21 protein-coding genes and 1 pseudogene are annotated in these 25,133 nt (G+C 37.6%); 9 read left to right on the top strand and 13 right to left on the bottom strand.

Annotation, left to right across the window (positions count from 1 at the left end; all coding sequences use genetic code 11):
• Positions 1-64 precede the first annotated feature (64 nt).
• From ilvD to B4W83_RS07410, 6 genes are all read right to left on the bottom strand, one after another.
• Positions 65-1,768, bottom strand: a complete 1,704-nt coding sequence (ilvD, locus tag B4W83_RS07435) for a dihydroxy-acid dehydratase (RefSeq protein ID WP_000137354.1) — start codon at positions 1,766-1,768, stop codon at positions 65-67.
• A 232-nt stretch (positions 1,769-2,000) separates the two neighbouring features.
• On the bottom strand, positions 2,001-2,933 hold the full coding sequence (locus tag B4W83_RS07430) for a transketolase family protein (RefSeq protein WP_000986379.1): 933 nt from the start codon (positions 2,931-2,933) through the stop codon (positions 2,001-2,003).
• Positions 2,930-3,787, bottom strand: a complete 858-nt coding sequence (locus B4W83_RS07425; protein WP_000603571.1) for a transketolase — start codon at positions 3,785-3,787, stop codon at positions 2,930-2,932. The genes B4W83_RS07430 and B4W83_RS07425 overlap by 4 nt, the downstream gene beginning before the upstream one ends.
• Before the next feature lie 3 nt (positions 3,788-3,790).
• The gene (gene ulaA / locus B4W83_RS07420; RefSeq protein WP_000975292.1) at positions 3,791-5,137 is read right to left on the bottom strand and encodes a PTS ascorbate transporter subunit IIC; all 1,347 of its coding nucleotides are present in this window, start codon (positions 5,135-5,137) and stop codon (positions 3,791-3,793) included.
• 12 nt (positions 5,138-5,149) lie between these two features.
• The gene (locus tag B4W83_RS07415; protein ID WP_000912476.1) at positions 5,150-5,434 is read right to left on the bottom strand and encodes a PTS sugar transporter subunit IIB; all 285 of its coding nucleotides are present in this window, start codon (positions 5,432-5,434) and stop codon (positions 5,150-5,152) included.
• Positions 5,435-5,437: 3 nt separating this feature from the next.
• Positions 5,438-7,468, bottom strand: a complete 2,031-nt coding sequence (locus B4W83_RS07410) for a BglG family transcription antiterminator (RefSeq protein WP_000460929.1) — start codon at positions 7,466-7,468, stop codon at positions 5,438-5,440.
• Positions 7,469-7,648: 180 nt separating this feature from the next.
• Between B4W83_RS07410 and B4W83_RS12865 the strand changes: the two genes are divergently transcribed.
• The 5 genes from B4W83_RS12865 (at position 7,649) to B4W83_RS07385 (ending at position 10,139) form a co-directional block, all read left to right on the top strand.
• The gene (locus tag B4W83_RS12865) at positions 7,649-7,798 is read left to right on the top strand and encodes a hypothetical protein (RefSeq protein ID WP_162199234.1); all 150 of its coding nucleotides are present in this window, start codon (positions 7,649-7,651) and stop codon (positions 7,796-7,798) included.
• Positions 7,799-7,823: 25 nt separating this feature from the next.
• Positions 7,824-8,000: a type II toxin-antitoxin system antitoxin gene (locus tag B4W83_RS07400; protein ID WP_033607100.1), complete on the top strand. Its 177-nt coding sequence runs from the start codon at positions 7,824-7,826 to the stop codon at positions 7,998-8,000.
• A gap of 147 nt (positions 8,001-8,147) precedes the next feature.
• Entirely contained in the window at positions 8,148-8,330 is a 183-nt protein-coding gene (gene rpmF, locus B4W83_RS07395; RefSeq protein WP_000290417.1) for a 50S ribosomal protein L32, read from the top strand.
• A 15-nt stretch (positions 8,331-8,345) separates the two neighbouring features.
• Complete coding sequence (gene rpmG / locus B4W83_RS07390; RefSeq protein ID WP_001265622.1) at positions 8,346-8,495, top strand: 50S ribosomal protein L33; 150 nt, start codon at positions 8,346-8,348, stop codon at positions 8,493-8,495.
• Between the two features lie 522 nt (positions 8,496-9,017).
• Positions 9,018-10,139, top strand: coding sequence for a Fic family protein (locus B4W83_RS07385; RefSeq protein WP_001066336.1), 1,122 nt, complete (start codon positions 9,018-9,020; stop codon positions 10,137-10,139).
• A 345-nt stretch (positions 10,140-10,484) separates the two neighbouring features.
• On the opposite strand, the gene B4W83_RS07380 is transcribed toward B4W83_RS07385, so the two are convergent.
• The 3 genes from B4W83_RS07380 to B4W83_RS07370 all read right to left on the bottom strand — a co-directional run bounded on the left by B4W83_RS07380 (position 10,485) and on the right by B4W83_RS07370 (position 14,445).
• Positions 10,485-12,086, bottom strand: a complete 1,602-nt coding sequence (locus tag B4W83_RS07380; RefSeq protein ID WP_000083782.1) for a type I restriction-modification system subunit M — start codon at positions 12,084-12,086, stop codon at positions 10,485-10,487.
• Positions 12,087-12,259: 173 nt separating this feature from the next.
• A complete protein-coding gene (locus B4W83_RS07375) occupies positions 12,260-13,381 on the bottom strand; it encodes a restriction endonuclease subunit S (protein WP_007284838.1) in 1,122 nt (373 codons plus the stop codon).
• Positions 13,378-14,445, bottom strand: a complete 1,068-nt coding sequence (locus tag B4W83_RS07370) for an AbiH family protein (RefSeq protein ID WP_000413037.1) — start codon at positions 14,443-14,445, stop codon at positions 13,378-13,380. The genes B4W83_RS07375 and B4W83_RS07370 overlap by 4 nt, the downstream gene beginning before the upstream one ends.
• Before the next feature lie 260 nt (positions 14,446-14,705).
• Between B4W83_RS07370 and B4W83_RS07365 the strand changes: the two genes are divergently transcribed.
• Positions 14,706-15,947: a Fic family protein gene (locus tag B4W83_RS07365; RefSeq protein WP_001109410.1), complete on the top strand. Its 1,242-nt coding sequence runs from the start codon at positions 14,706-14,708 to the stop codon at positions 15,945-15,947.
• Positions 15,948-16,100: 153 nt separating this feature from the next.
• On the opposite strand, the gene B4W83_RS07355 is transcribed toward B4W83_RS07365, so the two are convergent.
• Complete coding sequence (locus B4W83_RS07355) at positions 16,101-19,469, bottom strand: type I restriction endonuclease subunit R (RefSeq protein WP_007284752.1); 3,369 nt, start codon at positions 19,467-19,469, stop codon at positions 16,101-16,103.
• Positions 19,470-19,882: 413 nt separating this feature from the next.
• On the opposite strand from B4W83_RS07355, the gene B4W83_RS07350 reads away from it, so the two are divergent.
• Positions 19,883-20,431 (top strand): ImmA/IrrE family metallo-endopeptidase, encoded by a 549-nt coding sequence (locus B4W83_RS07350; protein WP_000335401.1) that lies wholly within the window; start codon positions 19,883-19,885, stop codon positions 20,429-20,431.
• A 10-nt stretch (positions 20,432-20,441) separates the two neighbouring features.
• Complete coding sequence (locus tag B4W83_RS07345; RefSeq protein WP_000926699.1) at positions 20,442-21,719, top strand: FRG domain-containing protein; 1,278 nt, start codon at positions 20,442-20,444, stop codon at positions 21,717-21,719.
• 115 nt (positions 21,720-21,834) lie between these two features.
• Here B4W83_RS07345 and B4W83_RS07340 read toward each other — a convergent pair whose 3' ends face one another.
• From B4W83_RS07340 to B4W83_RS07330, 3 genes and pseudogenes are all read right to left on the bottom strand, one after another.
• On the bottom strand, positions 21,835-23,082 hold the full coding sequence (locus B4W83_RS07340) for a toxic anion resistance protein (protein WP_000134328.1): 1,248 nt from the start codon (positions 23,080-23,082) through the stop codon (positions 21,835-21,837).
• A 21-nt stretch (positions 23,083-23,103) separates the two neighbouring features.
• Complete coding sequence (locus B4W83_RS07335; protein WP_000834988.1) at positions 23,104-23,910, bottom strand: coiled-coil domain-containing protein; 807 nt, start codon at positions 23,908-23,910, stop codon at positions 23,104-23,106.
• A 661-nt stretch (positions 23,911-24,571) separates the two neighbouring features.
• Positions 24,572-24,985, bottom strand: a pseudogene (locus tag B4W83_RS07330) (transposase); the annotation flags it as partial.
• Between the two features lie 38 nt (positions 24,986-25,023).
• Between B4W83_RS07330 and B4W83_RS07325 the strand changes: the two are divergent.
• Positions 25,024-25,133, top strand: a 110-nt coding sequence (locus B4W83_RS07325) for an IS630 transposase-related protein (RefSeq protein WP_219335819.1), incomplete at its 3' end; no start/stop codon positions are given.

Genomic DNA, 25,133 nt, shown 5'->3' with positions numbered 1-25,133 from the left:
AGTAACCATACCTACGGCAAGGCGACGTTGACGTGGTTTGAAGAGATTTTCGAAGAGTATGAGTTTATTTTTTACCTGACTTGTCCATATTCCAGAAGTCTGTCACGGCTCCGCGTGAAGCAGATGATACGATGTGGGCATATTTACCGAGGACACCACGGCTATAAAGTGGTGGCAAGGTTGTTTCTGCCTTGCGTTTTTCAAGTTCTTCTTCGGATACGGCCATGGAAATTTCTTTGGTATCTTGGTCAACCGTAACGATATCGCCTGTACGAAGATAGGCAATTGGTCCACCATCCTGAGCTTCAGGAGCGATATGTCCAACAACCAGACCATAAGTACCACCAGAGAAACGTCCATCCGTCAAGAGGGCCACCTTGTCTCCTTGACCTTTACCAACGATCATTGAAGAAAGGGACAGCATCTCAGGCATACCAGGACCACCCTTAGGTCCAACGAAACGAACAACGACTACATCGCCATCAACGATTTCATCTGTCAAAACAGCCTGAATGGCATCTTCTTCTGAGTCAAAGACCTTAGCTGGCCCAACGTGACGACGCACTTTAACACCTGATACCTTGGCAACTGCACCGTCAGGAGCAAGGTTTCCGTTCAAGATGATAAGCGGACCGTCCGCACGTTTTGGATTTTCAAGTGGCATGATAACTTTTTGACCTGGTGTGAGGTCTGCAAAGTCAGCCAAGTTCTCAGCAACTGTCTTACCAGTACATGTGATGCGATCTCCATGAAGGAATCCATTTGCCAACAAGTACTTCATAACCGCAGGGACACCACCGACTTCGTAGAGGTCTTGGAAGACATACTGACCAGATGGTTTCAAGTCGGCCAAGTGAGGCACACGCTCTTGGATCGTATTGAAGTCCTCAAGTGACAAGTCAACATTGGCAGCATGGGCAATGGCAAGCAAGTGAAGAGTGGCGTTTGTAGAACCACCGAGAGCCATCGTCACAGTGATGGCATCTTCAAAGGCTTCACGAGTCAAGATATCTGATGGTTTGAGACCAAGCTCCAACATCTTAACAACAGCACGTCCTGCTGCTTCGATATCTTCTTTCTTATCAGCTGATTCAGCTGGGTGAGATGAAGAACCTGGCAAACTCATACCCAAAACTTCGATAGCAGTCGCCATGGTATTAGCAGTATACATACCACCACAGCCACCAGGGCCAGGGCAGGCATTACATTCAAGACGTTTCACGTCCTCAGCTGTCATGTCACCGTGGTTCCATTTTCCGATACCCTCAAAGACAGAAACCAAGTCAATGTCTTTGCCATCAAGATTTCCCGGTGCAATCGTTCCACCATAGGCAAAGACTGCAGGGATATCCATATTGGCAATGGCAATCATAGATCCAGGCATGTTCTTGTCACAGCCACCGATAGCGACGAAGGCATCCACGTTGTGACCACTCATAGCCGCCTCGATGGAGTCCGCGATGATGTCACGAGATGTTAGAGAGAAACGCATACCAGGCGTTCCCATAGCGATCCCGTCTGCTACGGTAATAGTTCCAAACTGTACAGGCCAAGCGCCTGCAGATTTGACACCTTCTTTAGCCAGTTTCCCGAAATCATGCAAGTGAATGTTACATGGTGTATTTTCCGCCCAAGTCGAAATCACTCCCACAATCGGTGTTTCAAAGTCCTTATCTGTCATACCAGTCGCACGAAGCATAGCACGGTTTGGTGATTTTACCATACTGTCATAAATGCTACTGCGGTGACGTTTATCTAATTCAGTCATTTGTTCCCTCCCATTTCAGTTTTTACTATTATAGCACATTTTAAAAGCAATGAACAGAAGAAAATTCTTGAATTTTCAGAAAATTCTATATACATATGAAATATTTAAAACTAAAAACAACAAAGCGGATTAGGGCACTTTCTGATGACCAGAATATGCTTTTTAATCCGCTTTCTTTAAATAACGTACTGTAATTGTTACAAAAATTCTTTCAGAACAGTGTATTCAACATCTATCTTGCATTATAAATTTCTAGAACTTTCTCTTTTATATTCGATTCACTCAAACCATACTCATTAAGAAGATAATCCACTTTCCCTACTTGACCGAATCTTTCTTGAACACCCATCCGATGAATTTTTGTTATTCCATCATCAGAGAATAATTCACATAAAGCACTGCCAATTCCACCTATCTGATTGTGGTTTTCTACAGTAAATATAGTTTTTCCACTTAACATTGTTTTTATCTGTTCTGGTATCGGTTTGATTCTAAATAAATCTATCACACCTACTGAATAACCTAATTTAGACAGTTCATCTGCAACTCGAATACTTGGAGCAACCATTATGCCAGAAGCAACGATTACAAGATCTTCCCCGTGTCTTAACTCAATGTAGCCTTTAGAAAAATCTTCTCCACCTTGATAGACAGCCTCTGGAGCTTTTCGAATTGTTCGAATATATTTTAGTCCTTTTAATTCTAATGTCTGGTTCAAGATTTCACGAAATTGGATATCATCAGTTGCTTCGAAAATGATCGATTTAGGAATTAAACGTAACAATCCAATTTCTTCAAATGGCATATATGTCCCACCATTCATTTCCGCAGTTACTCCTGCATCTGATCCAATAACAGTGGCATCCAATTGTGCGTATCCAAGAGAAATAAATAATTGATCAAATACTCTTCGTGAAGCAAAAGGGCCAAATGTATGAAGATAAGGTCTAAACCCCTGAATAGACAAGCCTGCTGCAAGGCCGACCATTTCTGCTTCCATAATCCCAACATTCACATAACGGTCTCCAAAGTCCTTTTCAAGATTATGAGTAGCCATCGAACTTGACAAATCGGCTTCTAAGACTACTATATCAGAATCACTTTGATTAGCCTCTAAAAGGAAGTCTCTATATACATGCCGTAATTCTTTCGTGCTTCTCATCATTCTGTTTCCTCCAATTCCTGACTTAATCTTTCTACAACTGAAGTTAACATTTGTTTCTCCTCTACAGTAGGGCGAAGATGATGATTGGATTTCATTTCTTCCAGCTCTTGAACCCCTTGACCTTTAATAGTATCTAATACAATGCACTTAGGTGATGAATTATTTGACTGTTTTAATTGGACAATCCCTTCATAAATTTCTCTAATATCTGAACCCTTGACCCTAATGGATTCAAATCCAAATGCTGAAAATTTTTCTACGAAGTCACCTGGATTACAAATATCCTTTGTAAAACCATCTAATTGTTTTTTGTTATCATCAACAAATACAATTAAGTTGGATAACTGTTGCTGAGAAGCAAACTGTATAGCCTCCCAACATTGTCCCTCATTTAACTCACCATCTCCAACAATAGCATAGGTATAAAAGGGACTTTTTCTTATTCTCTGACCATATGCAAGTCCGGTTGCAACACTAATTCCCTGTCCTAAAGAGCCAGTTGTCATATCTATGCCCGGCGTTAGATTTCTATCAGGATGAGACGGTAATTTGGTTCCATTTGTATTTAAAGAATATAAGAATTCTTTGTCAAAGAAACCATTCAAATAGAGTGTACTGTATAGAGCTGGTCCTCCGTGACCTTTTGATAATATGAAATAATCTCTATCTCGTGCTGCAAATATTTCTGGAGTCATTGGCATTATTTCACCATAAAGCACTGCTAGAACTTCTACGATAGACAGACTTCCTCCGTAATGTCCGAATCCAAGATGATTCAATGTTCTAAGAGTATTTAATCGGATGTTAGTCGCAAATTTTCTTAACTCATCTTCTCTATTTTCACTTAAAATCATCCCTTACTCCTCCTTTGCAGATGGCTTTTTAATAAAGGATACTCCAAACATAACTGCTAGAATAAGAACAAGACCAATCACAATGCCTGCTTGTGAACCAAATTGATTTAACATTCCTAAAATAATTCCTGATAGACCAAAATCTGCATCTGAGAAAGTTGATCCTTGGAAACCAAGTCCTCCCAAAACTGGCATTAAAAAGACTGGAAGAAAACTGATTAAAATACCTTGTAAAAATGCTCCAATAGTGGCTCCACGAACACCACCAGATGCATTCCCAATGACACCTGCAGTCGCTCCACAGAAGAAATGAGGCACAACGCCTGGTAAGATAACAACCGTTCCTGAAGCAATCATAATTGCCATACTTACTAAACCACCAATAAAACTAGAGATAAATCCAATTAGAACTGCATTGGGTGCATAAGTATAAACAATCGGACAATCCAAAGCAGGTTTTGAATTAGGTACAAGACGCTCTGAAATACCTTTAAAGGCTGGAACAATTTCACCCAAAATAAGGCGAACACCTGCTAAAATAACAAATACCCCTGCTGCAAATTGACCTGCTAATTGTAAAGCATAAACTAGACCACTTGTACCACTACTGATTTCTTTTTCTATATATTCTGACCCTGCAAAGATAGCTACAATAATGTAAATAACTGCCATGGATAAAGTAATACTAACAGTGCTATCACGTAAAAAAGCTAAACTCTTTGGAAATTTAATGTCCTCTGTTGATTTTGATTTGTCACCGATAAGGCTACCAGTAAAACCACTCAACCAATATCCCAAAGAACTGAAATGACCTAAAGCCACCTTGTCATTTCCAGTTAATTGAACCATATATTTTTGCACAAATGCTGGGGAAATACTCATAATAATACCGAGTGCTAATCCTCCTAGTAAGATAAGAGGCAAGCTAGTAAAGCCAGCAACTGATAAAATGACCGCAATCATACATGCCATATATAGAGTGTGGTGCCCTGTTAAAAAAATATATTTAAATCGAGTAAAACGAGCGATTAAGATATTGAACACCATGCCTGCAAACATAATCATTGCAGTAGCTGAGCCATATGTTGTTAAAGCTACAGCTACAATTGCTTCATTATTCGGCACAACGCCAGATAAATGAAAAGCATGCTCAAACATGGTACCAAATGGATTTAAAGAATTTTGTACAATTCCTGCACCACCAGATACAACTAAGAAACCAACAAAGGTCTTAATTCCACCTTTAATAATATCAGGTAATTTCTTCTTCTGAAGAACTAATCCTAAAATTGCAATTAAAGCTACTAAAATAGCTGGTGTACTAACAATATCCAATATGAACTTCATCATGACGCTAGCCTCCTATATAAGTCCTTTTTCTTCACAAAGTTTAGTAATTAATTCTCGTAGTTCATCCATATCAATAATACTATTTAAGATACGAACATCTCCAAGATGACTAGCTGAATCAGCTAGATCACGACCAACAATCCAAATATCAGCTGCATTTGGATCTGCTCCACCTAAATCATAATGTTCAACTTCTACATCTGAAACATTCAAATCACTCAATACAGATTCAATATTCATCTGTACCATAAAACTTGAACCTAATCCTGAACCACAAGCTGTACCAATTTTTAACATTATCTAATCCTCCTGTTTAATTATCATTTTAATGTCATCATAGTTTTTTGATGATATTAAAGTTTGAACATGATTTTTATCTCTTAAAATTGTTGTTAAATGTGACAAAGCCTTTAAATGACTCTCATTATCAATGGCTGCAATACAAATCAACAATCTTACCTCTTGTTCTGGATTATCCAATAAATAAATCGGTTCTTCCAAAACTAACATTGACATTCCTATTTCATTCACACCTTCATCTGGCCGAGCGTGAGGAATTGCTACTCCCTTCCCTAAATTAATAAAAGGCCCAAACTCTTCTACTTTTTGAATCATTGCCTCAGGGTAGTTCTCAGTTATCTTATCTTGATCCAAAAGCGGTTTAGCTGCTAAACGAATCGCCTCCTTCCATCCTAATTTTTGCGAACTAACCTGATAGGTTTCTTTGGTAATAAGTTGTTCTAGCACTGGTACAATTTCCTTTCGATCATTTTTTTGATAAAGATAATTCTTTAACGCCAATCTTAATTCCAATTCTTGTGTAATAATTCCATATTTTTTGACAATATTCAGGATTTGTTCAATCTCAAAATCCCCATACTCTAAATTCGGAAAATCTTTTAACACTAGTTCTACTAGTTGTATTGCTTGCTCTTCAGTCATCATAACCGAAACTAGATAATTTGGCTTTTCTGTCTCCACCTTTATGGTAGAAAAAACCATATCATAGTCACTACTAGCTTTCACCTGTAAATCATCAATCTTTAAGGTTCCTATAAACTCAATTTGAGGAAATAATGCTAATAGATTCTCTTTTAACATCAATGAAGAACTAACACCATTAGGACAAATGATTGCTGCTTTATACCATTTTTGAGGCAAAGTATCTGCTTTCTTTAAATAACCTCCGAAATGGATAACAAAATATGCTGTTTCACTATCAGGTATGGGATTGTCAATAGCGTCCATCAAGGGCATCAAAGAATCTTTGACTAATTCAAATAAATCAGGATAATGTTCTTTAACATGCAATACATATTCATTTGAACTAGGTAGGCCGAACTTTAATCTATAGTAAGCCGGTATAAGGTGGCGGCGAAGATTTTCTCTCAATCCTTCCCTTTGTTTAAAATGTAACAAAGAAATATCTTCCATTCTACTTATAATAGCCTCTGTTAATTGATTAAAGTAAACCGGAGCAACATCTACTTCACCTTCAAAGCAACTTGATAATAAAACGGTGATATAGCGATAATCATCCTCAGAAAACACCGTATCTATAATTCCCAAATCAACCACTGTATCCAATAAAATAGTGGTTATATCTTGAATAACAGGAGATACTAATGTCTCTGAAAGACATACTCTTTCAACATCCCTTTGATACCTACACAGAATGAATACTAAACCGAAAAGGTAAACTTTTAATTGATTAACAATAGGTACTAGCTGTAGCTTCTCATAATAATCTTTAACTACCTGATTTATCAAATCATAAGTTAATGAATACCCCCAACTGGATAAAACATAATCCAAACCCCAAATCCCTATGGAGGATTCCAGCAACTCACTAACCATTTGAAAAGCTAAGCGGTGCTTATTCCACTCTGAACCGTGTAAAGTATAACCTTTTGCTCTACTGTACCCTAGCTCCAAATCATTATCTAACATAATCTTTCTTAATGATTGAATATCAGATAAGGTTGTATTCTTACTTACTTTCAAAAAGTCTTGGTAATGATTATTCGATATAAAATCTAATCGGCAAAAAGTGTAAAGATAGATTAAAGCTAAGCGAGTCGACTTTGGTAAAACCAATTCATCCGACTTAATAATATCTGTCAAAGACTGCTTCGTACGATTTGATAAACTATAGCGACCTTGTTTTTTATCCAGCACTATCCCTTTATTAGCTAGATAAGGCACTAAATAATCTATTCCTTCTTTGACTTCCTTTATAGGTAAGCTCACCTTAACAGATAATTCATATAATGATAGCTCACAATGATCCATCAAAGTCATCAAAATAACTAGTGCTCTATAATCAAACATTTCTCTTCCTTTCTAACTACAATTATAGTGTAAAAGTTATAAGAATAAAAGAGTATTTGAGCACAATATAATCTCACCTTTTAAAAGAAATTATTGGGCTGAAAGTTTTTAGTGATTATTTTCAACTTTCTATTGACTTTTAAAAACAAAGTGATATCATTTAGATATCAAATAATGGGAATGGTTGAAACGACACTGGAACGGCTCAATGAAGGGGAATTGGTAGAGATTGACGAAGAACGAAAAGCTGCCATGGTTTCAAATCTCCTTGTCGTTCTTTGTGGCAATCATGATGCACAACCAATTGTCAACACGGGAAGTCTTTACTAAAGATGGTTGAAGCTAAAAAAAGCAGATCCCCCTTCGACTCTCAACAAAGTTATACGCTGCACTCACATCATGGGCAGAAGATGACTTTCGTTCAGTCAATGGGCAAATCGAATATCTCCTCACAGAATGTGTCAAACAACGGAAGAAAGACGGAAAATACGTATCAGAAACCATTGACGAACCATTTGAGATTGATATTTAACACCTTCTCCTGTCTGCCGTGCCGAATAGGAGAATTTTTTCATCTTTTTTTGTCAAGTAACTTTACTTTACAAAAAAGTTTTGATATACTATTAAAGTTGATGAAAATCAAACCTAACTGAATTATATCTTAAAAGGAGAAATTAAAATGGCAGTACCTGCACGTCGCACTTCAAAAGCGAAGAAAAACAAACGTCGTACACACTACAAAGTAACAGCTCCATCTGTAAACTTTGACGAAACTACTGGAGATTACTCACGTTCTCACCGTGTATCACTTAAAGGATACTACAAAGGACGTAAAATCGCTAAAGCTGCATCAGCTGAATAATAGAAGGGAGATACCATGCGCGTAAATATTACACTTGAACACAAAGAATCTGGTGAACGCTTGTACCTTACTTCTAAAAACAAACGTAACACTCCAGACCGTCTTCAATTGAAGAAATACTCACCAAAACTTCGCAAACACGTTGTGTTTACAGAAGTGAAGTAAGCATTCAATACGAATCAATACAGAAGAAAAACGCTGATTCAAGCGTTTTTTCTTTTTGTTAATTTCAGTACATTGCAATGAGAATCATTCGAATGACTACATTATTGATAATATTTGTTAAGCCATCAAAAGTAATTAACATTTCATAACGAGTAATCCTATTTAAACTCGTCTCGCTATCTATTTTTTCTTATCTCTGTGTTATAATGAAATAAAACAAACATTTATATTCCGTTTTTAGCATCTCATTAAAATTGTTCAACATTAATCCTTTCAATCTATACTTAATGAAGATACACACTTTTAATCAAACTTAAACTCTAAAAATATTTACATTACTATTTTAAAAAATATCATAAAATCAAAGATTTAAATTGACAATCCAGTTTACTTTTTTACTTGATTTTCATATACTTGTCAATATACCTTAGAAATATAATTCAAGTACAGGTTATAGTCACTCACTACATTGGCTTTCTATAATAAAAATATTGAGAAAAAATTTTAATAGGAATTATAAACATGAATAATACATTTAAAAACATACCTAAACCCTATTTACCAGAAAAACTTCCATTTGACTATACTTCAATATATACAGATCCACAAATAATTAGATTAGTTTCTAAAGCAGGTATAGCTATTGGAACCTATGAAGGATTTTTAGCATCTATTATCAATCCAATGCTACTAATTTCACCATTGCTCAGCCAAGAAGCCGTCCTTTCCTCAAAACTTGAAGGTACTCATGCAACTCTAGAAGACCTACTAAATTACGAAGCAGGTAATAAGGTTGATATAGAACGTGATGAACTACATGAAATTATTAATTATCGAAAAGCACTTTTTTATGCTCTCGAAAATATTACTACAATTAATGACAATAACTCTAGAGGGTTACCATTATCTAATAGAATAATAAAAGAGATGCATAAAATTCTATTGGATAACGTTAGAGGAAGCAGCAAGAATCCAGGAAATTTTAAAAGAACTCAAAATTACATTGGAAGTAGAGCAACTATCTCTTACACACCAGTTCCGCCAGAACAAACTACGGAGTATATGTCCAATTTAGAACAATATATGCATCATGATGATTTAGACTTATTAGTTCAATCAGCTATTGTACATGCTCAATTTGAAATGATTCATCCATTCGAAGATGGTAATGGTCGAATAGGAAGATTGTTAATCCCACTGTTTCTTTACTACCAAGAATTGCTATCTTATCCTACATTTTACATGAGTTCATATTTTGAAAGTGATCGATCACTATATATCTCTCATTTATCAAACATCTCTAAAAATAATAACTGGAAAGATTGGTTTAAATACTATTTGGAAGGAGTAATTTTCTCAGCAGAAGAGAGTACAAAAAAGGCACAGGATATCTTAAATCTTTATAATAAGATGAAAGAAGAAATAATACCAAAATTGAATTCTGTCTCTGGTATTCAACTTCTTGATTTCATTTTCTCTTCTCCAATTTTTAAAGCAAAACAAGTCAGCAAACACCTCAGTATCTCTGAACGTACTGTATATACATTATTAAATAAATTAATTGATGAAGAATTTCTTTCAACAGACTCTGCTCAAAGAAATCGTACTTACTTTTGTCCACACCTGCTAAGAATAGTTCAATAATTTTATATTGAAGCTCATCTTCGTTTTGCTTCACTTCTACTTTCTTTCGTGAAGTAAAAACGGGATTTGCTTCATTAAAGAAAGATTAGGTGAAGCAAATCCCGTTTTTACTTCACGAAAATAATACACACTTTACTTATTTTGTTTTAGAAAAATAACATCACTTCTCAAAAAGTTAGTCATTATCTTTATGTTAAGGATTAAATTCTGTATTTGATAGGACTGAATCCTTTTAGTTTAGTTCTAATTCGATTTTTACTTAAATAATCAATAACAAAAATGACAATAGATTTTCTACTGTCATTTTATTTTTCTAAATTTTTAGCAGAGTATTCTCACAAGTCTCTAAATCTCTTTCAACTTTTCGAGATAGGCGGTTAATTCTGCTTGGGCTTCTGGTGTTGTGCCTACTAGTTGGCTGCGCATGTGTGCGAGTCTGGCTTCTACCTCTCCAATCTCTTTATCAATCTCTGCGAGCTGGTCTGCGAGGTCGGCTAGAGGAACAACGGGTTCTTCCTCAAAGGTATCGACATAGCGTGGAATGTTGAGGTTATAGTCATTTTCGACAATTTCTTCAAAGCTGGCTAGATGAGCAAACTTCTCGACATTCTCGCGTTTTTGATAGGTCTCCAAAATCTTGGCAATATGGTCTTCGGTCATATTGTTTTGATTTTTCCCTTTTTCAAACTCTTTTGAGGCATCGATAAAGAAGACATCCTTATTGGTGCGATTCTTTTTAAGGATGATAATAGTTGTCGGAATAGAGGTATTGTAGAAGATATTTGCTGGCAAGCCGATAACTGTATCAATAGCGCCTTCTTCTAGCAGGTGCTGGCGAATCTTCTGCTCGGCTGCTCCTCGGAAAAGGACTCCGTGGGGAAGGACAATGGCCATGACCCCATTATGCTTGAGGTGGTAAAAGCCGTGAAGAAGGAAGGCAAAATCTGCTTTTGACTTAGGTGCAAGAACTCCATAACTTGAAAAGCGAGGATCTTGCAGGAAGCCACTATCTGCTGACCACTTCAGTGAATAGGGTGGGTTCATCAAAACCCCATCAAAGTCTGTTGGCTCGGTAGTCGGCCAATCTTCATCTAGGGTATCGTGGTTACTGAGGTGATAGTTCTCAATCGCGACCCCATGAAGCATCATATTCATGCGAGCAAGGTTGAAGGTCGAAGTAATCAACTCTTGACCGTAGTAAGAAATCGTCGAAGCTTCCTTACTATAGCGCTTGGCATTGAGCAAGAGAGAACCAGACCCCATGGTCGGGTCGTAAACCGACATCCCCTTTTGATGCTCACGCCCTGCAAAGACAATCTGAGTCATGAGGTGAGAGACTGCTTGAGGTGTATAGAACTCTCCAGCCTTTTTCCCAGAATCACTAGCAAACTGGCCAATCAAGTACTCATAAGCATCACCCAAGATATCACCAGCATGACTAGACACATTGAGGTCGTTGAGCTGTTTCATAACCTCAGAGATGGTCTTGTTTTGCTTTTGTGGAGTATTACCTAGCTTTTTCGCATAGAGGTCGATATCTTCGAAGAGATTTTCAAATTTTTCATTGGCCTGCTCGATATCACGGAAACTTTGGGCTAGGGATTCTAGCTGGAAGGTTCCTTCATGGATAGACTGGACCAGCTTGGTAAAGGTCAGAGAAGGCTCAATCACATAGCCTAGCTCGTCATTTAAGACCTCGATGAGGTCTTCACGGACATCTGCATCCGCAAAGTTTTCCTCGTAGAGAAGCTGGGCTTGCTGGAAGGACTCAAAGGTCTCGTCCAAGTTATCACAGACGGCTTGGAGGATGTTGTCGGATAGGTACTTGTAGAAAATCAAGCCCAAGAGGTAGGACTTGTATTCATTAGCTTCCATCTGGCCACGCAGGATATCTGCCGCATTCCAGAGGGATTGGTAGAGTTCTCTTGATAAATCTGTTTGTGACATAGGGTCTCCTATCAATTTCTACTTTCATTCGTTTAGTGTAGCTTTCTGAGGTCTTTGTATCTTAGATAATCGAACACGACCTAAAAGCTGGGTAAAAAAGATAAACTGTCTGGTCTTCATCGAATACTGTCCCAGTTTCCTATTTTTACTGGGCTTTTGACGGTCTTTGTATCTTAGATAAACATTTTTCTGAGTAGGGTTTGTTTGCTTTCTTTGAGCTGGTTGACTTTTTCCTCTTGCTTGGCAATGGCCTTGTCTAGGTCTTGGAAGAAAGAACCGATAGCTTCTTGTTCAGGGAGAGAGGGAACGAAGACGGTAAATGACTGAATTGTTGGCAATCTTAGCGAATCAACCGTTGCCTTTACTGTATTCCTCATAGCATGCTGTTTAAAATCTTTTTTCATCTGCTGTAGTACAAACTTAGCGTTAACATCTGTAAAGTTAGAGATTTTATAAACACGTTGATGAACATCGAATTTCCCATTTACATAATGAAAAATTTCTCCTAATCTTCCTTCTCCAGGTATTAAGATAGCCTCTCCATCAAAAGAATATGAATTAATTCGTTTTACTTCTTCTGAACGAATGTAAAATGGATATAATCCATTCTCAACAGAATCTTGAACATCTCTACCACCAGTTTTTATATTCGTAACTTCCCCCAACTTCACTTCCTTCCAGTCATTTTCAAATCCTGCGAAGCGAAGGGCTGGTTTGGTTTGTCCTTTGGCTGGGAAGAGGAGTTTGAGGTAGGTTTTCTTCTGCTCTTTGAGCACCTCTAACTTACGCTGTTGAAGGCTAATGAGCTGGTCAATATCTTGGAAGAAAGTTGATAGAATAGAAATCTCTCTAAAATCATTAGGGATAACTAAACTAATCTCTGACATTACATTATTCATTAATTTCGGGTTGCCAACTTTTGAAACATATTTCCAAGCTTCGTTATTTAATATTTCTGCAATCACTTTATTAGCAAAACCTTCATCAGACAGTAAAACACCGTTCACATTTGTACTATAAAATTTTCCTTCCCTGTAATTTACCGTTCCAGCATTTGCTCCATCAGTTGTCCAAGTTATTGCTGTTTCAAATAGATATTTATCATAATAGCCTAATAACCCTTCATTTTTGGTTTGAGAAGAATATACAGGATATTTATAAGTATCTGTTTTTTCTTCTGATATCTGCGTTGTTGCTAGTACTTGTCCCCTAGTAACTCTAAAAATATCTGAGACTTTCACTTCCTTCCACTCATCTTCAAATCCTACAAATCGATAACTTGGTTGTTTTATCATATTACTCCTCCAACTATTTCATCTTTATTTGTATCTATAAATTGCAATTGATAAGCTTTATGAGCACCCCATGCCTTAAGTATTTTCTTAATAGTATATTCATACTTCTTATCAAACTGGTCTACATAAATGCTCACATTCGGTGCCTGTTTAAAGATTTCTTTAAAGTACGGAGCATCCACTCCATTCTCATCCCGAATACCAAAACCAATGAAGTAGATTTCTTTGATAGAACTTAAATTTTTGAAAAGGGATTCGTGCTTTCTAAGTTGCTGATGGACGGGCTTTCTAGTCAAATAAACTAAATTATGAAGAAAGTCACGTACCTCAGTTGGGTTATTTTGTCTAAATTTATCATAAGAATCCATTTCACGATTATGTCCAAATATTAGTTTATCTTCAGAAATACTTCCATGTATATGACATATTTGTTCAGAATTTATACCGTAGAAATCCTCTAATAACATACTATAATTAAAAGTTAAAAAGTAGGCATTTTTATTGTGTTCAACAGATTTCTTTCGTTTTAGTTTTTTTAGATTAGTAGGCATATTATCCCAATCAAGAATAAAACATTGAACCCATTCCCTAAATAAGTTTTCAATGTCTGCTCTTAGAAATTTTTCAAGAATCGTTGCCAGTTCCTCAGAATATGTTTCTAAATTTTCCAAGACACAAGATGGCGGTATAATTTTCACCTCATTTATCCAACCTAAATCACGCTCCAACTGAGACCAAAAATTTTCTAATCTCATTAATTGCATCATATGTCGATAAATAAATTGATACCGTTCATGTTTATCTAACTGACCATTTCTAATTTTAGGCAGAGAATATCCATATATGTCTCTCAACTCATCTTCATTAACATATCGATGTTGTTCTTGAATTTCAATATCCTTTTCCCTAAAAAAGTCGCAAATTCCCTTTGATGTTTGCAACGACTCTAACAACTCATCTTTCCCATAAGCCTGCTGATAAACAAACTTCTTGAAATATAGATAATTCGTCTTCAAATCATGCGCCATATCAAAACCATTTCCGATAATAAATAATTTCTCCACTCTATCCCCCCTTTCTATTACTCCATTTTCTTATTTCTACACTTTAGGTTTTCTCTTTTTGATTTCTATTCTTCAATTTTACCTATTTTTACACTTTAGGATTGCCATCTATCATTTCTATTGTTCAATTTTGGCCATTTTTGCACTTTAGATAGGAAACTATGCTATTCTATTCTTCAATTTTGCCTATTTTGAAACAATAGATAGGCTTATTTTATGATATAATGTTAAAAAACGTTGAAATGCGAGGATGACTACATATGAACTATAGAGAACTTAGAAAAATCTACTACAGTCATCGTGACCAATATGAGGAAGAGTATCAATTACGCTTACAGGGATACAGCTCCATTAGGACATCTCTTTATCCTCATTTAATGCAACGCGATACTGTCAAAACAAGCCAATACCCTCTATTTGTTACCCTGCATCTTGGGCTTTCCCAACTGATGGAAACTATCTCACAGCAGTCTCAACGAATTAGCGAAATAGCTGGTACCCTCCCCAAGATTGCCCACGATCAGTTTTATAAGGAACAACTCTACCAATCGATTATTTCCACAAATGAGATTGAGGGTATCCATACAACTCGTAAAGAGTTGGTCGATGTGGAGAAACTCCTAGAGGAAGACCCCTATAAGACCGAACAAATCAAACATCTTTCCACCTTGCGAATGTACCAACAAATCTTGAAGGATGAATTTCTCCAAATCCAATCGCTTGAAGATATCAGAGGGATTTATGACCAATTAACACAGGGAGAAATATCGCCAGAGGATGAACTCGATGGAGAGTTTTTTAGACAGAAATCGGTCTTTATCCAAGACGACAAGACTGGCAAAGTCATCTATATCCCACCTCAAAAGGAGGAACAAATTCAGGTCATGCTGACAGAGTGGATTCGTTTTATAAACGACCATTCTATCCCAAACCTTATCAAGGCTTGTGCTGGACACTATTTTTTTGAAAATATTCATCCCTTCTATGACGGTAACGGTCGGACAGGACGCTATATCCTTGCCAAGTACTTGTCTAGAAAACTCGATAAATTTTCAGGGTTAGTTTTGTCCCAACAAATCAATCACCATAAGCAAGACTATTATAAGGCTTTTAGGAATACTGGCGATCATCTCAACCGTGCCGATGCTACCTTCTTCGTTGAAACCTTGTTGACTTTTATCAAGGAAGGACAGGAAAACATTATCCAAACCCTCCTTGAAAAACAAGAGCAACTGCATCGCTATAAAGTTAAGATAGAGCAAACAGAAGGGCTGGAGGAAGTCGAGAAATACATCTTGTTTCTCCTCGCTCAGTCCAAGCTCTTTGTCGATGATAAGAGAGATGGCATAGAAGATAGAAGCATCATCCAACTGGCCAATCAGTCCAACCATCATTACTCTAAGAAAAAGATCAAGGATGCTTTCTTGCATCTTGAAGAGAGGGGAATTTTGACCCTAATTGGTCGAAAACCTTCCCAACATTATCTTTCTGACTATTTTTAATACTCAATGAAAATCAAAGAGCAAACTAGGAAACTAGCTGCAGGCTGCTCAAAACACTGTTTTGAGGTTGCAGATAAGACTGACGAAGTCAGTCACATATATACGGCAAGACGACGTTGACGTGGTTTGAAGAGATTTTCGAAGAGTATAAACCTATCTCCCCCTTAGCGGTAAGATATCCTCTGAAATCATGCGCATATAGTCCTCTTTGAGGGCTTTTTTGTATTTGAGTTTTGGTAGTGCCTTGTCTCCGTGAGCTTCCTTATAGGCCAGATAGTCCTGAGACTCAGTGATGGCTTTTTCACCATTTTGCTTGTCTCGTCCGATGCGGTAGTTGTCCACTACGAACTGGAGTTCATCCTCTCCTATCTGCCAATAATCTGCCGTTTCACGAATCTTTTTCTGGGTTGTTAGCTCAATCATCTCATCCAACTTATGGATGATAGACTGCCCCTGATAGCTCTTGGCATCTGCTTGGACATCCTGCCAGAGTTTGGAGATGAGGTTGGATAACTTGGGATTGGATTTGTTCAAATCTTCGATATAGTTATCTACCAGACCCTTTTCCTTTTTACCAATGAGGTTTTCCCGATTTTCGATCAAGGCTTGGATGAGAGAGAGGATATAGTGATAGTTTATCTCATCGGTTCGGATGGATTCGAGCTCATACTCGATATCCAGTAACACACCTTCATCTTCTTGGTCTTCTTTTCTGCGTCTGCGGAGCTCTTCGATGACATTTTGATATTGGCCGGCAAAGTTCTCGATGTCTTCTAGGCTGAGGCCAATCTCTCTGAGGATGACTTTCTCATCATAGTCCGAATAGACTTGTATAGAAGATAGGAGCTTGTCAAATTCTTGGAAGGCCTTGGCAAAGCGTTTTAATTCTGCATCTGTCGCTGTATCCAAATCTGGCACCTGCTCTGGACTTGGAGCGATGGCCAGTAGTTGATGAACCTTGTCCAGAAACTTGGCCTTCTCCTCCTTCCATTCTGGGGCTAAGACACTGGTTTCGCCACCATTTGAGTAAAGGCTCAGAGCTTCATCCACCTTTTCTTTAAAACGGTCAGGCGTTTGGAAAGTAACGATTTGGCCGAATTTCTTGCCTTCATCAAAGAGGCGATTGGTTCGTGAAAAGGCCTGAATGATATGCTGGGGTTTCATGGGCTGACGATCCATGAACAGGGTCGATAGGCAAGGGGCATCAAAGCCCGTCAACAAGCGGTCCACAACAATAACCAAGTCCAACTGTTCCTCACGGAAGGCAAAGCGTTCTTTCTTACGGGCCAGACGGTCGTTGAGGTCACTATTGTAGGAAGCAATGGTTGCTAGGCTAAAGTGAGTACCAAACATGGCATTGTAGTCTTCTAAACTCTCCTCCATATAGGCTTGGTTGACATAGGAGTCTGCTTCATTTTCTGTCACAGAGTAAGTAATAGCAACCTTAGGAAAGTCTGGTAAGACCTTTTTAACATTTTCCGAGATGCTTAGAGACTTCTCTCTATTTTTGACTTGCTTAATCAGGTTATAATAGGCCTGTGCACGGGCAATACTTTTGACAGTCAAAATGGCTTCATAGGTTTTTCCTACTCCATTTTGGAAGCCGAGTTTGCGTCTTGAGCGATTGAGAATGGCATCTAAAACGGCAAGCATGTGGCCTTCGTCATCATAACGCTCCTCGTCAATCTCATCTTCTGCCCAACCAGGCATGGTCGTCTGATACTCCACATTAAAGCCAAGAACCGCCTTGTCATGAATGGCTTCTTTGACGGTATATTGGTGGAGGCAGTCACCGTACTGCTCTTCGGTCGTCTGAGCAAGGTCTCCTTTTTGTTCACGCTTATTTTCTGTAAAGATAGGCGTTCCTGTAAACCCATACCAGAGAGAATTTGTAAAGAAGTGCTCTAGGTGGCGTTGGCGTTCAGGAGTCACTGCGCGATGGCATTCATCGACGACAAAGGCTAGTTTGAGTTGTTTGATACGATTGTAAACCTTTTGGTGACGTCCTTCATCAAACTGGCGAATCATGGCATTGATTTTCTGGATGGTCGTCACAACGACACGGCGGTCATCAGAAGCCAGATTTTTAACCAATTCCTGTGTATCATCGGTCTCGTCGATATCAATCATGTCGTTCTCTGCGTAAGATTGAAACGAACTGGTCGTCTGCTGGTCAAGGTCTGTCCTATCAATCACGAAGATTGTCTTCTCAATGGATGGTATCTGGAGCAGATTGCGCGAAACCTTATAGGAGGTCAGGGTTTTTCCTGAACCAGTCGTATGCCAAATATAGCCTGACTGGCGCTTGCGACTGGCTTCACGGATAGCCTCAATGGCATGTACCTGATAGGGGCGTAATAAAATCAAGGCCTTCTTGTCATCATCAATGACAGAATACTGCATGACCATCTCGTGGGCTCTCGGTATCGACAAGACAGACTCTGCAAAGTCAAATAGCTGGGGTTGGGGGCTATTTTCACTATCCACCCACTTGGTCAAGAAGCGTTCATTTAGCTTGTTGGCTTTGGCAGCTGCGATGTAGCGAGTATCTGTAACGTTTGAGACGACAAACATCTGAAGACTTGAAAAAATACCTCTGAACTGTCCTTCTTGGTCGTATTTCTTAATCTGACGGAAGGCATCCATATACGGATGAGAACGGCTTTTCAGTTCGATTTGAATCATAGGCAGACCATTGATCAGCAAAGTCACATCCCCACGGCGCTGGCGAATCCCTTCTCCGCCTGTGATGACTTGGTTGACAACCTCATAGCTGGATTTGCCACCAGCGACATTGTTTCTCCACAAGACTTCCAAGCGAATGGTGCCTAAACTAGCATCTTCACGTTGAACCTGCACCTTGGCAATGCCATTTTCCCCTGCTATCCACTTGGCTGCTTCGTAGAAGTTGACGAAATTGAGCTGGTTTTTAATTTGATTTTTCTCTGAATTTGTAAGGGGATGGTCTTGCAAAATGCGGACATTATTGGCTTCCAGCTTGGCAAAAAAGTTTCCCCATAGGAGGTCTTCTGTATTTAACTCAGGTCGATACACCCATTGACTTTCTCCCTTTGTCAACTGGTTGATCAAATCTCGTTCGATAGCCAATTCCTGTTTGGTTTTGGCTTTACCTGCTACAGGGATAGCAGTCTCATCTTTAGGAGAGAGTCTCTGGCTGATATGGAAATCCTGCAAGGCGGCTTGATTGAGATATTGCAATTTTTTGAGAAGATCTTGCTCCGTCCCTTTAATGGCTTGATAGGCTGCCGTCAAGTCTTTATCTGCATCTAGGTAGTGATGGGGATTCTTCTTTATTTGAATATAACCCTGCACTAAATCTTCTAAACGTCTCAGCTGAATAGCAAGCTGGTTCTGGAGTTCCTGAGAATTGCTTCCAGATGCTCCTTTCTGGTTGATAGCTTCTAGGTATTCTACGATGGCAGTATAACTAGGCTGTAACTCAGGTGCTGAAACGATGAGTTCTTGCTCTAATTCTTTTGATAAGGTGTAAGCCATGTTCATACCCCATTTCTACAACGCAAAAAGCCTACCAAAAAGATTGGCAGGTTTTGAAAATGGGTATGAAAACGCAAGTTTATATATATATATATATATATGCAAGCTAGTTATTTGCTTAAATCTGAAAACCATAGGGACTCTTCCTTTTCATTCATCCAAGGCGTTGCGACATCGAAAAAACAGCGCCTTTACTTCCTTCTATTGTATCATAAAAGACTAGTAGTGAAAAGGTTTCCCATGGTTTTATCTCTTATTTCAGAGTAAAGGTAGTTTCTTTCTTAAATTTTCAATCTATCTATAGACTAAAAGATCTTTTTAGTTTAGAATAGTAATATAAACTATTTTTGTATCATGATAACTTAGAATAATTCATAATTTTTTAATAAAAATAAAAAATATAAATAGGAGAATTTATAATGTGTAAAGTCTATAAATATAGCGAACTATACTCAACAGATTTTATGTCTTATTTTGACAATAAAAAAGAAGTAATATCAGACATTGAACTTCAATCAGATGAATATAGTATAGATATTGATAAAATTATTGCTGAATTAGGAATTGAGGTTATAGAAACATACTTCGATTCGCATTCTGGAAAATATGATGCTGACACTAAAAAAATGTATGTTAATATTTTGGAACCGCTACAGCGTCAACGATTTACTAAGTCTCATGAATTAGGCCATTTTGTGTTAAAACATGAAGGAATTTCTGAACGTGAACAAACACCAGTAGCGAATGCTAAAGAAAGAGCTGCTAACCAGTTTGCAGCAGAACTACTAATGCCGCAAAAGTTAATCATAAAAGCAATCGATAGAATGGCAATAGATTATTCTATGACCTGGGAGGAATTAGATACTTTAAATGATGAAATTATTATTACTTATCTTGCTGAAAAATTAAATGTGTCCAATCCGGCTATGAAATATAGACTTATTAATTTGGGTGTATTGTCCATTTAAGGAGAATTTTATGTTACTTAGGGATAAATTCTATGAAAATTTAGGGACCTATTATTCATCCCCTGAAGAAATAAAAAATCAACTGAATTCAAAAATCTTTAATGATTTTAAAATAGTAATAAATATAATTGGAATAAACCAACCTCAGGAAGATTTAACACCAATTTACAAAATTCAAAATCTAGAACTCTCATCAACAAATAAAAACTCTAAATTGCAAGATGAAATCGATGATATCAATAAATATTTATTAAGTGCAGGTACGGGATTAGGATATAAAGATGAAAAAAATTCATGGAGTTTATTTTACTTAATAAAAGAAATGATTACATCGTTTCAAAGACAAGGCTATAATTACTATAGGGGACAAAGAGAAGATTGGGAAACAGTACCAGGGATATTTAGAAATTTACAAAATAGTGAAGGAAATAAATACTGTAACACTTTTGAATCTCTTTATCTAAATATCTCTAGAGAATTTCCTGATGAAGTTAAATATGTCCCTTTAAATCAAGAAATGTTAGATATCCGAGCTGATGAATTAGCTATCTTACAACATTATGGTTTGCCAACAAGTCTACTAGATATTTCCGAAAATCCATTCATAGCCATGTTGTTTATGTTAGGTTTTGGGAAAATAAAAAATCCTCAGTTAGAGTTCTATAAAATTGACTCCAGCAATGATAGTGAGAATGGAATAATTTCTTTAGTTCATAAGAAAATTACAAATAAGAGAATACGGGCACAAAAAGGTGCTTTTATAAATTTTGATAAACTTATTAAATTTATAAATTTTAAAAAAAATGAAATAGAATTAGAAAATTATAAACCTATCGATAGAATTATTCTAAATATCAAATTTAATATAGAGGCCTCTATTAAGTCTTTAAAAAATCAGCAAAGCTCTAATCATACTAAGCCAGAAGATGATCTATCTTCTAAAAATTTAGACGGAGTAATTAAATTTTTAGAAGGAAAGTCTGTCAAATCAGGTTCTGATAAAAATAATCAAGAGGAAAGAATTTCTGGCGACTACTATGAATTAATTCAAAGAGAACTTTTACGAAAGTTAAAAGAGTACAATTATGAAACAAATGCCTTATTTCCAGATTTTTCAGACTATTTGATTTATAAATCTAAAGAATTCGAATTAAAAGATGATAAAAAATCTAATAGAGCGGTACTTAATGAATTAAAAAAAAATTCAAATAACCTGCCTTATCATAAAAGCAAAAAGAATAGAAAAGGTAAATATAGAATCACAAGAATCTGGAGAAAAGGTCTTTGAAATCAAAAAAACGCATAGTATCAAGAATTATACAACCTTGATATTATGTGTTTTATTGTAGAAAGATTTACTTCATTTTCTCCTGAAATTGAGTTTTTCCCAGCATCCTTGTGTATTATTCTTGTACTTCTTTCTGAGCAGCCTTGCCTTGGTCGAGAAGGGCTTGGACGATTTTCTCATCGCGTAGTTTGACAGAATCGTTGATCATTTCTGCGGACTTGACGATGGTTGTTTCTAGTTGGGCACGTTTCTGGCGTCCCAATTCAATAGCTGCGACGATACCTTGGTTTTGAGCGACCAGACTTTCAGCCAATTTGGTAACAGACTCAACAGCGACTGTCGGGCTTTGGGCAATTCTTTCCATCTGCGGAATCACTTCCTTGCTGGTCTCAGCTAGCATCTGAAGGGCAGCATTATTGGCATTGACAATGGCATCTGCCACGACACCTGATTTCATGGATTGTTGCAAAATACCCAGTTGGGCAATGGAAAGTTTCATTGTCGGAATCGTATTACGACGAAGCATTCCCAATTTTTGGCGCATATCAGATGACACCTTCACAAGATTTCGCATCTGAGGTGTTGTTGCCCAGGCAACATAGAGACGGCTGACATACTCAGTATGTTGTTGTTCAAGGGTATTGACCACTTCAGCCATGCGGGCCAATTCTTGTGACTTGGTTTGGTATTCTACCGTACTTGTATCGAGTTGGTCAGCTTGAGCTTTCAGTTCTGCAGCGCGCTTGCCAGCTTCTGTCTGGCTGGCTTCGATAAAGGAAATCACTCCCACTAGATTTTCAATGGATTTGGTATTGTCCTCAATCAACATCTCAGCAGAGACGATATTTCGAGCTAGCACATCTTCTTGCTTGACCACTGCGGCAGCCATGCCATCGAGCTTTTGCTCTACTGTTTTTGAGTCAAAGTAAAATTCCTGTAGGGTATTCTTGCTCTTGTTAAACAATCGTTGCAAAAAGTTTGGCTTTTCTTCTAACTCAGCAATTTCAGCGTTCTTGTATTTGACTACAAAGCCTTGCAACTCACGGTTGGTATTCTTGAGAAGATCATCCACTTGGGGAATCTGCAGTTTCTTTTGTTCTGACAAGATACGGTTGACCGTATTGTTCACACCTTCTACAGCAGATTGGCCAAAATCCAAAAGAGCATTTTGATTGGTGACAAACTGGTCTACCAACTGGGGCACGTGCGCCTTAATCCCTTCTTGTTGCTCAGGGCTCAGCTTCTCAAGGAAGGTCAAGGTCTTGTCCGAGCCAGTATTGGTCTCGATGATTTGGGTTGTCTTATCCACCTTAGCTACCGTATTATTGGCAATCTGGTCAATATCAAAATTAAATTCTGTCATGGTTACTCCTTTGTTTCTAACCTATTCTTTACGATCTTTTTCTAGGATACGCAAACTAATATCAAAATCACGCATATCTGTTTCATTGAGTTCTCTCAACACCTGGTCCAGCTCAAGGTCAAATTGTTCGATAGCTGATTTAGCTTGCTGTAAACGTTCTTCTGCTCGATTATAGTTTTTAGGATTGGCCTTAATCTTTAAATAGCCTTCTAAAATCGTTTTGAATTTCTCCATCTTCAAACTATGAATGGCCGTCAATTCTTCCTTATCCCCCTCGGCAGAGGTGGCAATCTTGTCTAAAATAGCCTGATGGTCAACGGCAATATTATCCAAGGTCTGAGACAATTCTGGAGCTAGTTCCTCTGGCTCCGCATTTTCAAGTTCTACCTGACTTTCTCTATCCAAACGTTCTAGCTGAACATCGATGTTTGCCCTTACTGTACGAACCTTTTTGTCAATACGGTTGTAGATATCAGCATCGATATAGGACTTGAGACAATCCGCCTCCTGATGGATTTCCCTCAGTTCGATCAATACTTGATTGGCCAGACTCTTATAGGAATCTGAACCTTTTTCTACTAAAGTTCCCTCCAATTGCTGAATATCCTTGTCCGCCTGACGAATACGAGCTTTTAAAAGCTCAATCCAATCGTCGAGAGAACGATCCTGCAAAAGAGGATAGCGCCAACGTTTATAGAGACGATAACCACCATAGCCTAGCAGGACACAAGCCGCAAGTGGGAGAGCATATTGAACCAAAAGGCCCAGTAAGAACAAGAAGCCCCAAAAATAGAGACAGCCTTTGCAAAAACCATTACCTGATTTCATAAACATTCCTTATTTTCAATTTATAAATCTATTTTAGCACAAAAGAGCAAAATGAGGGCGGAAATCCCCTAGAAAAGAGTTGATTTCTTTGCTGTAGAATGGAGGCTAGTAGAGCGTGGGCTAATTTCAGTAAAGCGGACTCAAACCACAGGCTTCAGTGTTATAAGATTGCGAAATGACCTCTGAGGACATATCAAAACAAAAGCTTGAAATATCGGAGGGGTTGTGTTAGAATGAACTTACAATGTGAGTAAAGTTACAGCATATGTAACTAAAAAGCCCCACCGTGCCACCGATGGTTTTTTTTGCTACCCTCTTAAAGGGTTAACCATTACTTCTTACGTTTCTTAAGCCATAACTTGAAAAGCTCAGATAACACGTTAATAAGTAACAGAGCTAGAAACACTGTGAGTAAAGTTTCTAGCATATGTAACACCTCCCTTCCTTAAATTGAGGGGGCCAAAATATAGTAGATTGAAACTAGAATAGTACATCTGGATTTCTAAAATATTACTAGAAATTGATTTGATTGTCCTGATTGATTTGTCCTATTTTTATTTTATTTCACTATATTATATCATCAAGATCACGTAATTCCCAAACAAAAACGCCTTTATGTGTATGTACTGATGTACTGACCCCAAAAAGTTAGACAATTAATTTAAGCAAAGGATTTAGTTCTGTATTGCACAGGGCTAAGTCCTTTTAGTTTTACCTTAATTCGTTTATTGTTGCAGTAATCAATATAGTCTACAATAGCTTGTTCCAATTGATTAAGCGATTGAAACGACTTCTCATAACCGTAAAACATTTCCGATTTCAGAATCCCAAAGAAGGACTCCATCATACCATTGTCTGGGCTGTTACCCTTACGTGACATAGATGGTTAGATTCCCTTATTCTTTAAAAAATGACGATAGAAATCGTGTTGGTATTGCCATCCTTGGTCACTATGGAGAATTGTATTTTCGTAATGGTTCTCTGTAAAGGCTTGTTCTAGCATAGCTTTCATTTGTACTAAGTTCGGCAAATAGGAGATAATTTCACTGTTAAAGCCATCTAAAACTGGTGATATAGTTGCTTAGTTTCAAACAAGCATGTTATAATAAAGCTATGGCATATAGTACAGATTTTAAACAGAGAGCATTAGATTACATCAAAGAGGGGAACAGCCATGTCGAGGCAGCCAAGGTTTTTGATGTCGGCGTCAGAACTCTCTTCAC

The organism is Streptococcus pseudopneumoniae ATCC BAA-960 = CCUG 49455, assembly GCF_002087075.1.
GTDB classification, from domain to species: Bacteria; Bacillota; Bacilli; order Lactobacillales; family Streptococcaceae; genus Streptococcus; species Streptococcus pseudopneumoniae.
This window is presented reverse-complemented; position numbering and strand designations above follow the sequence as displayed.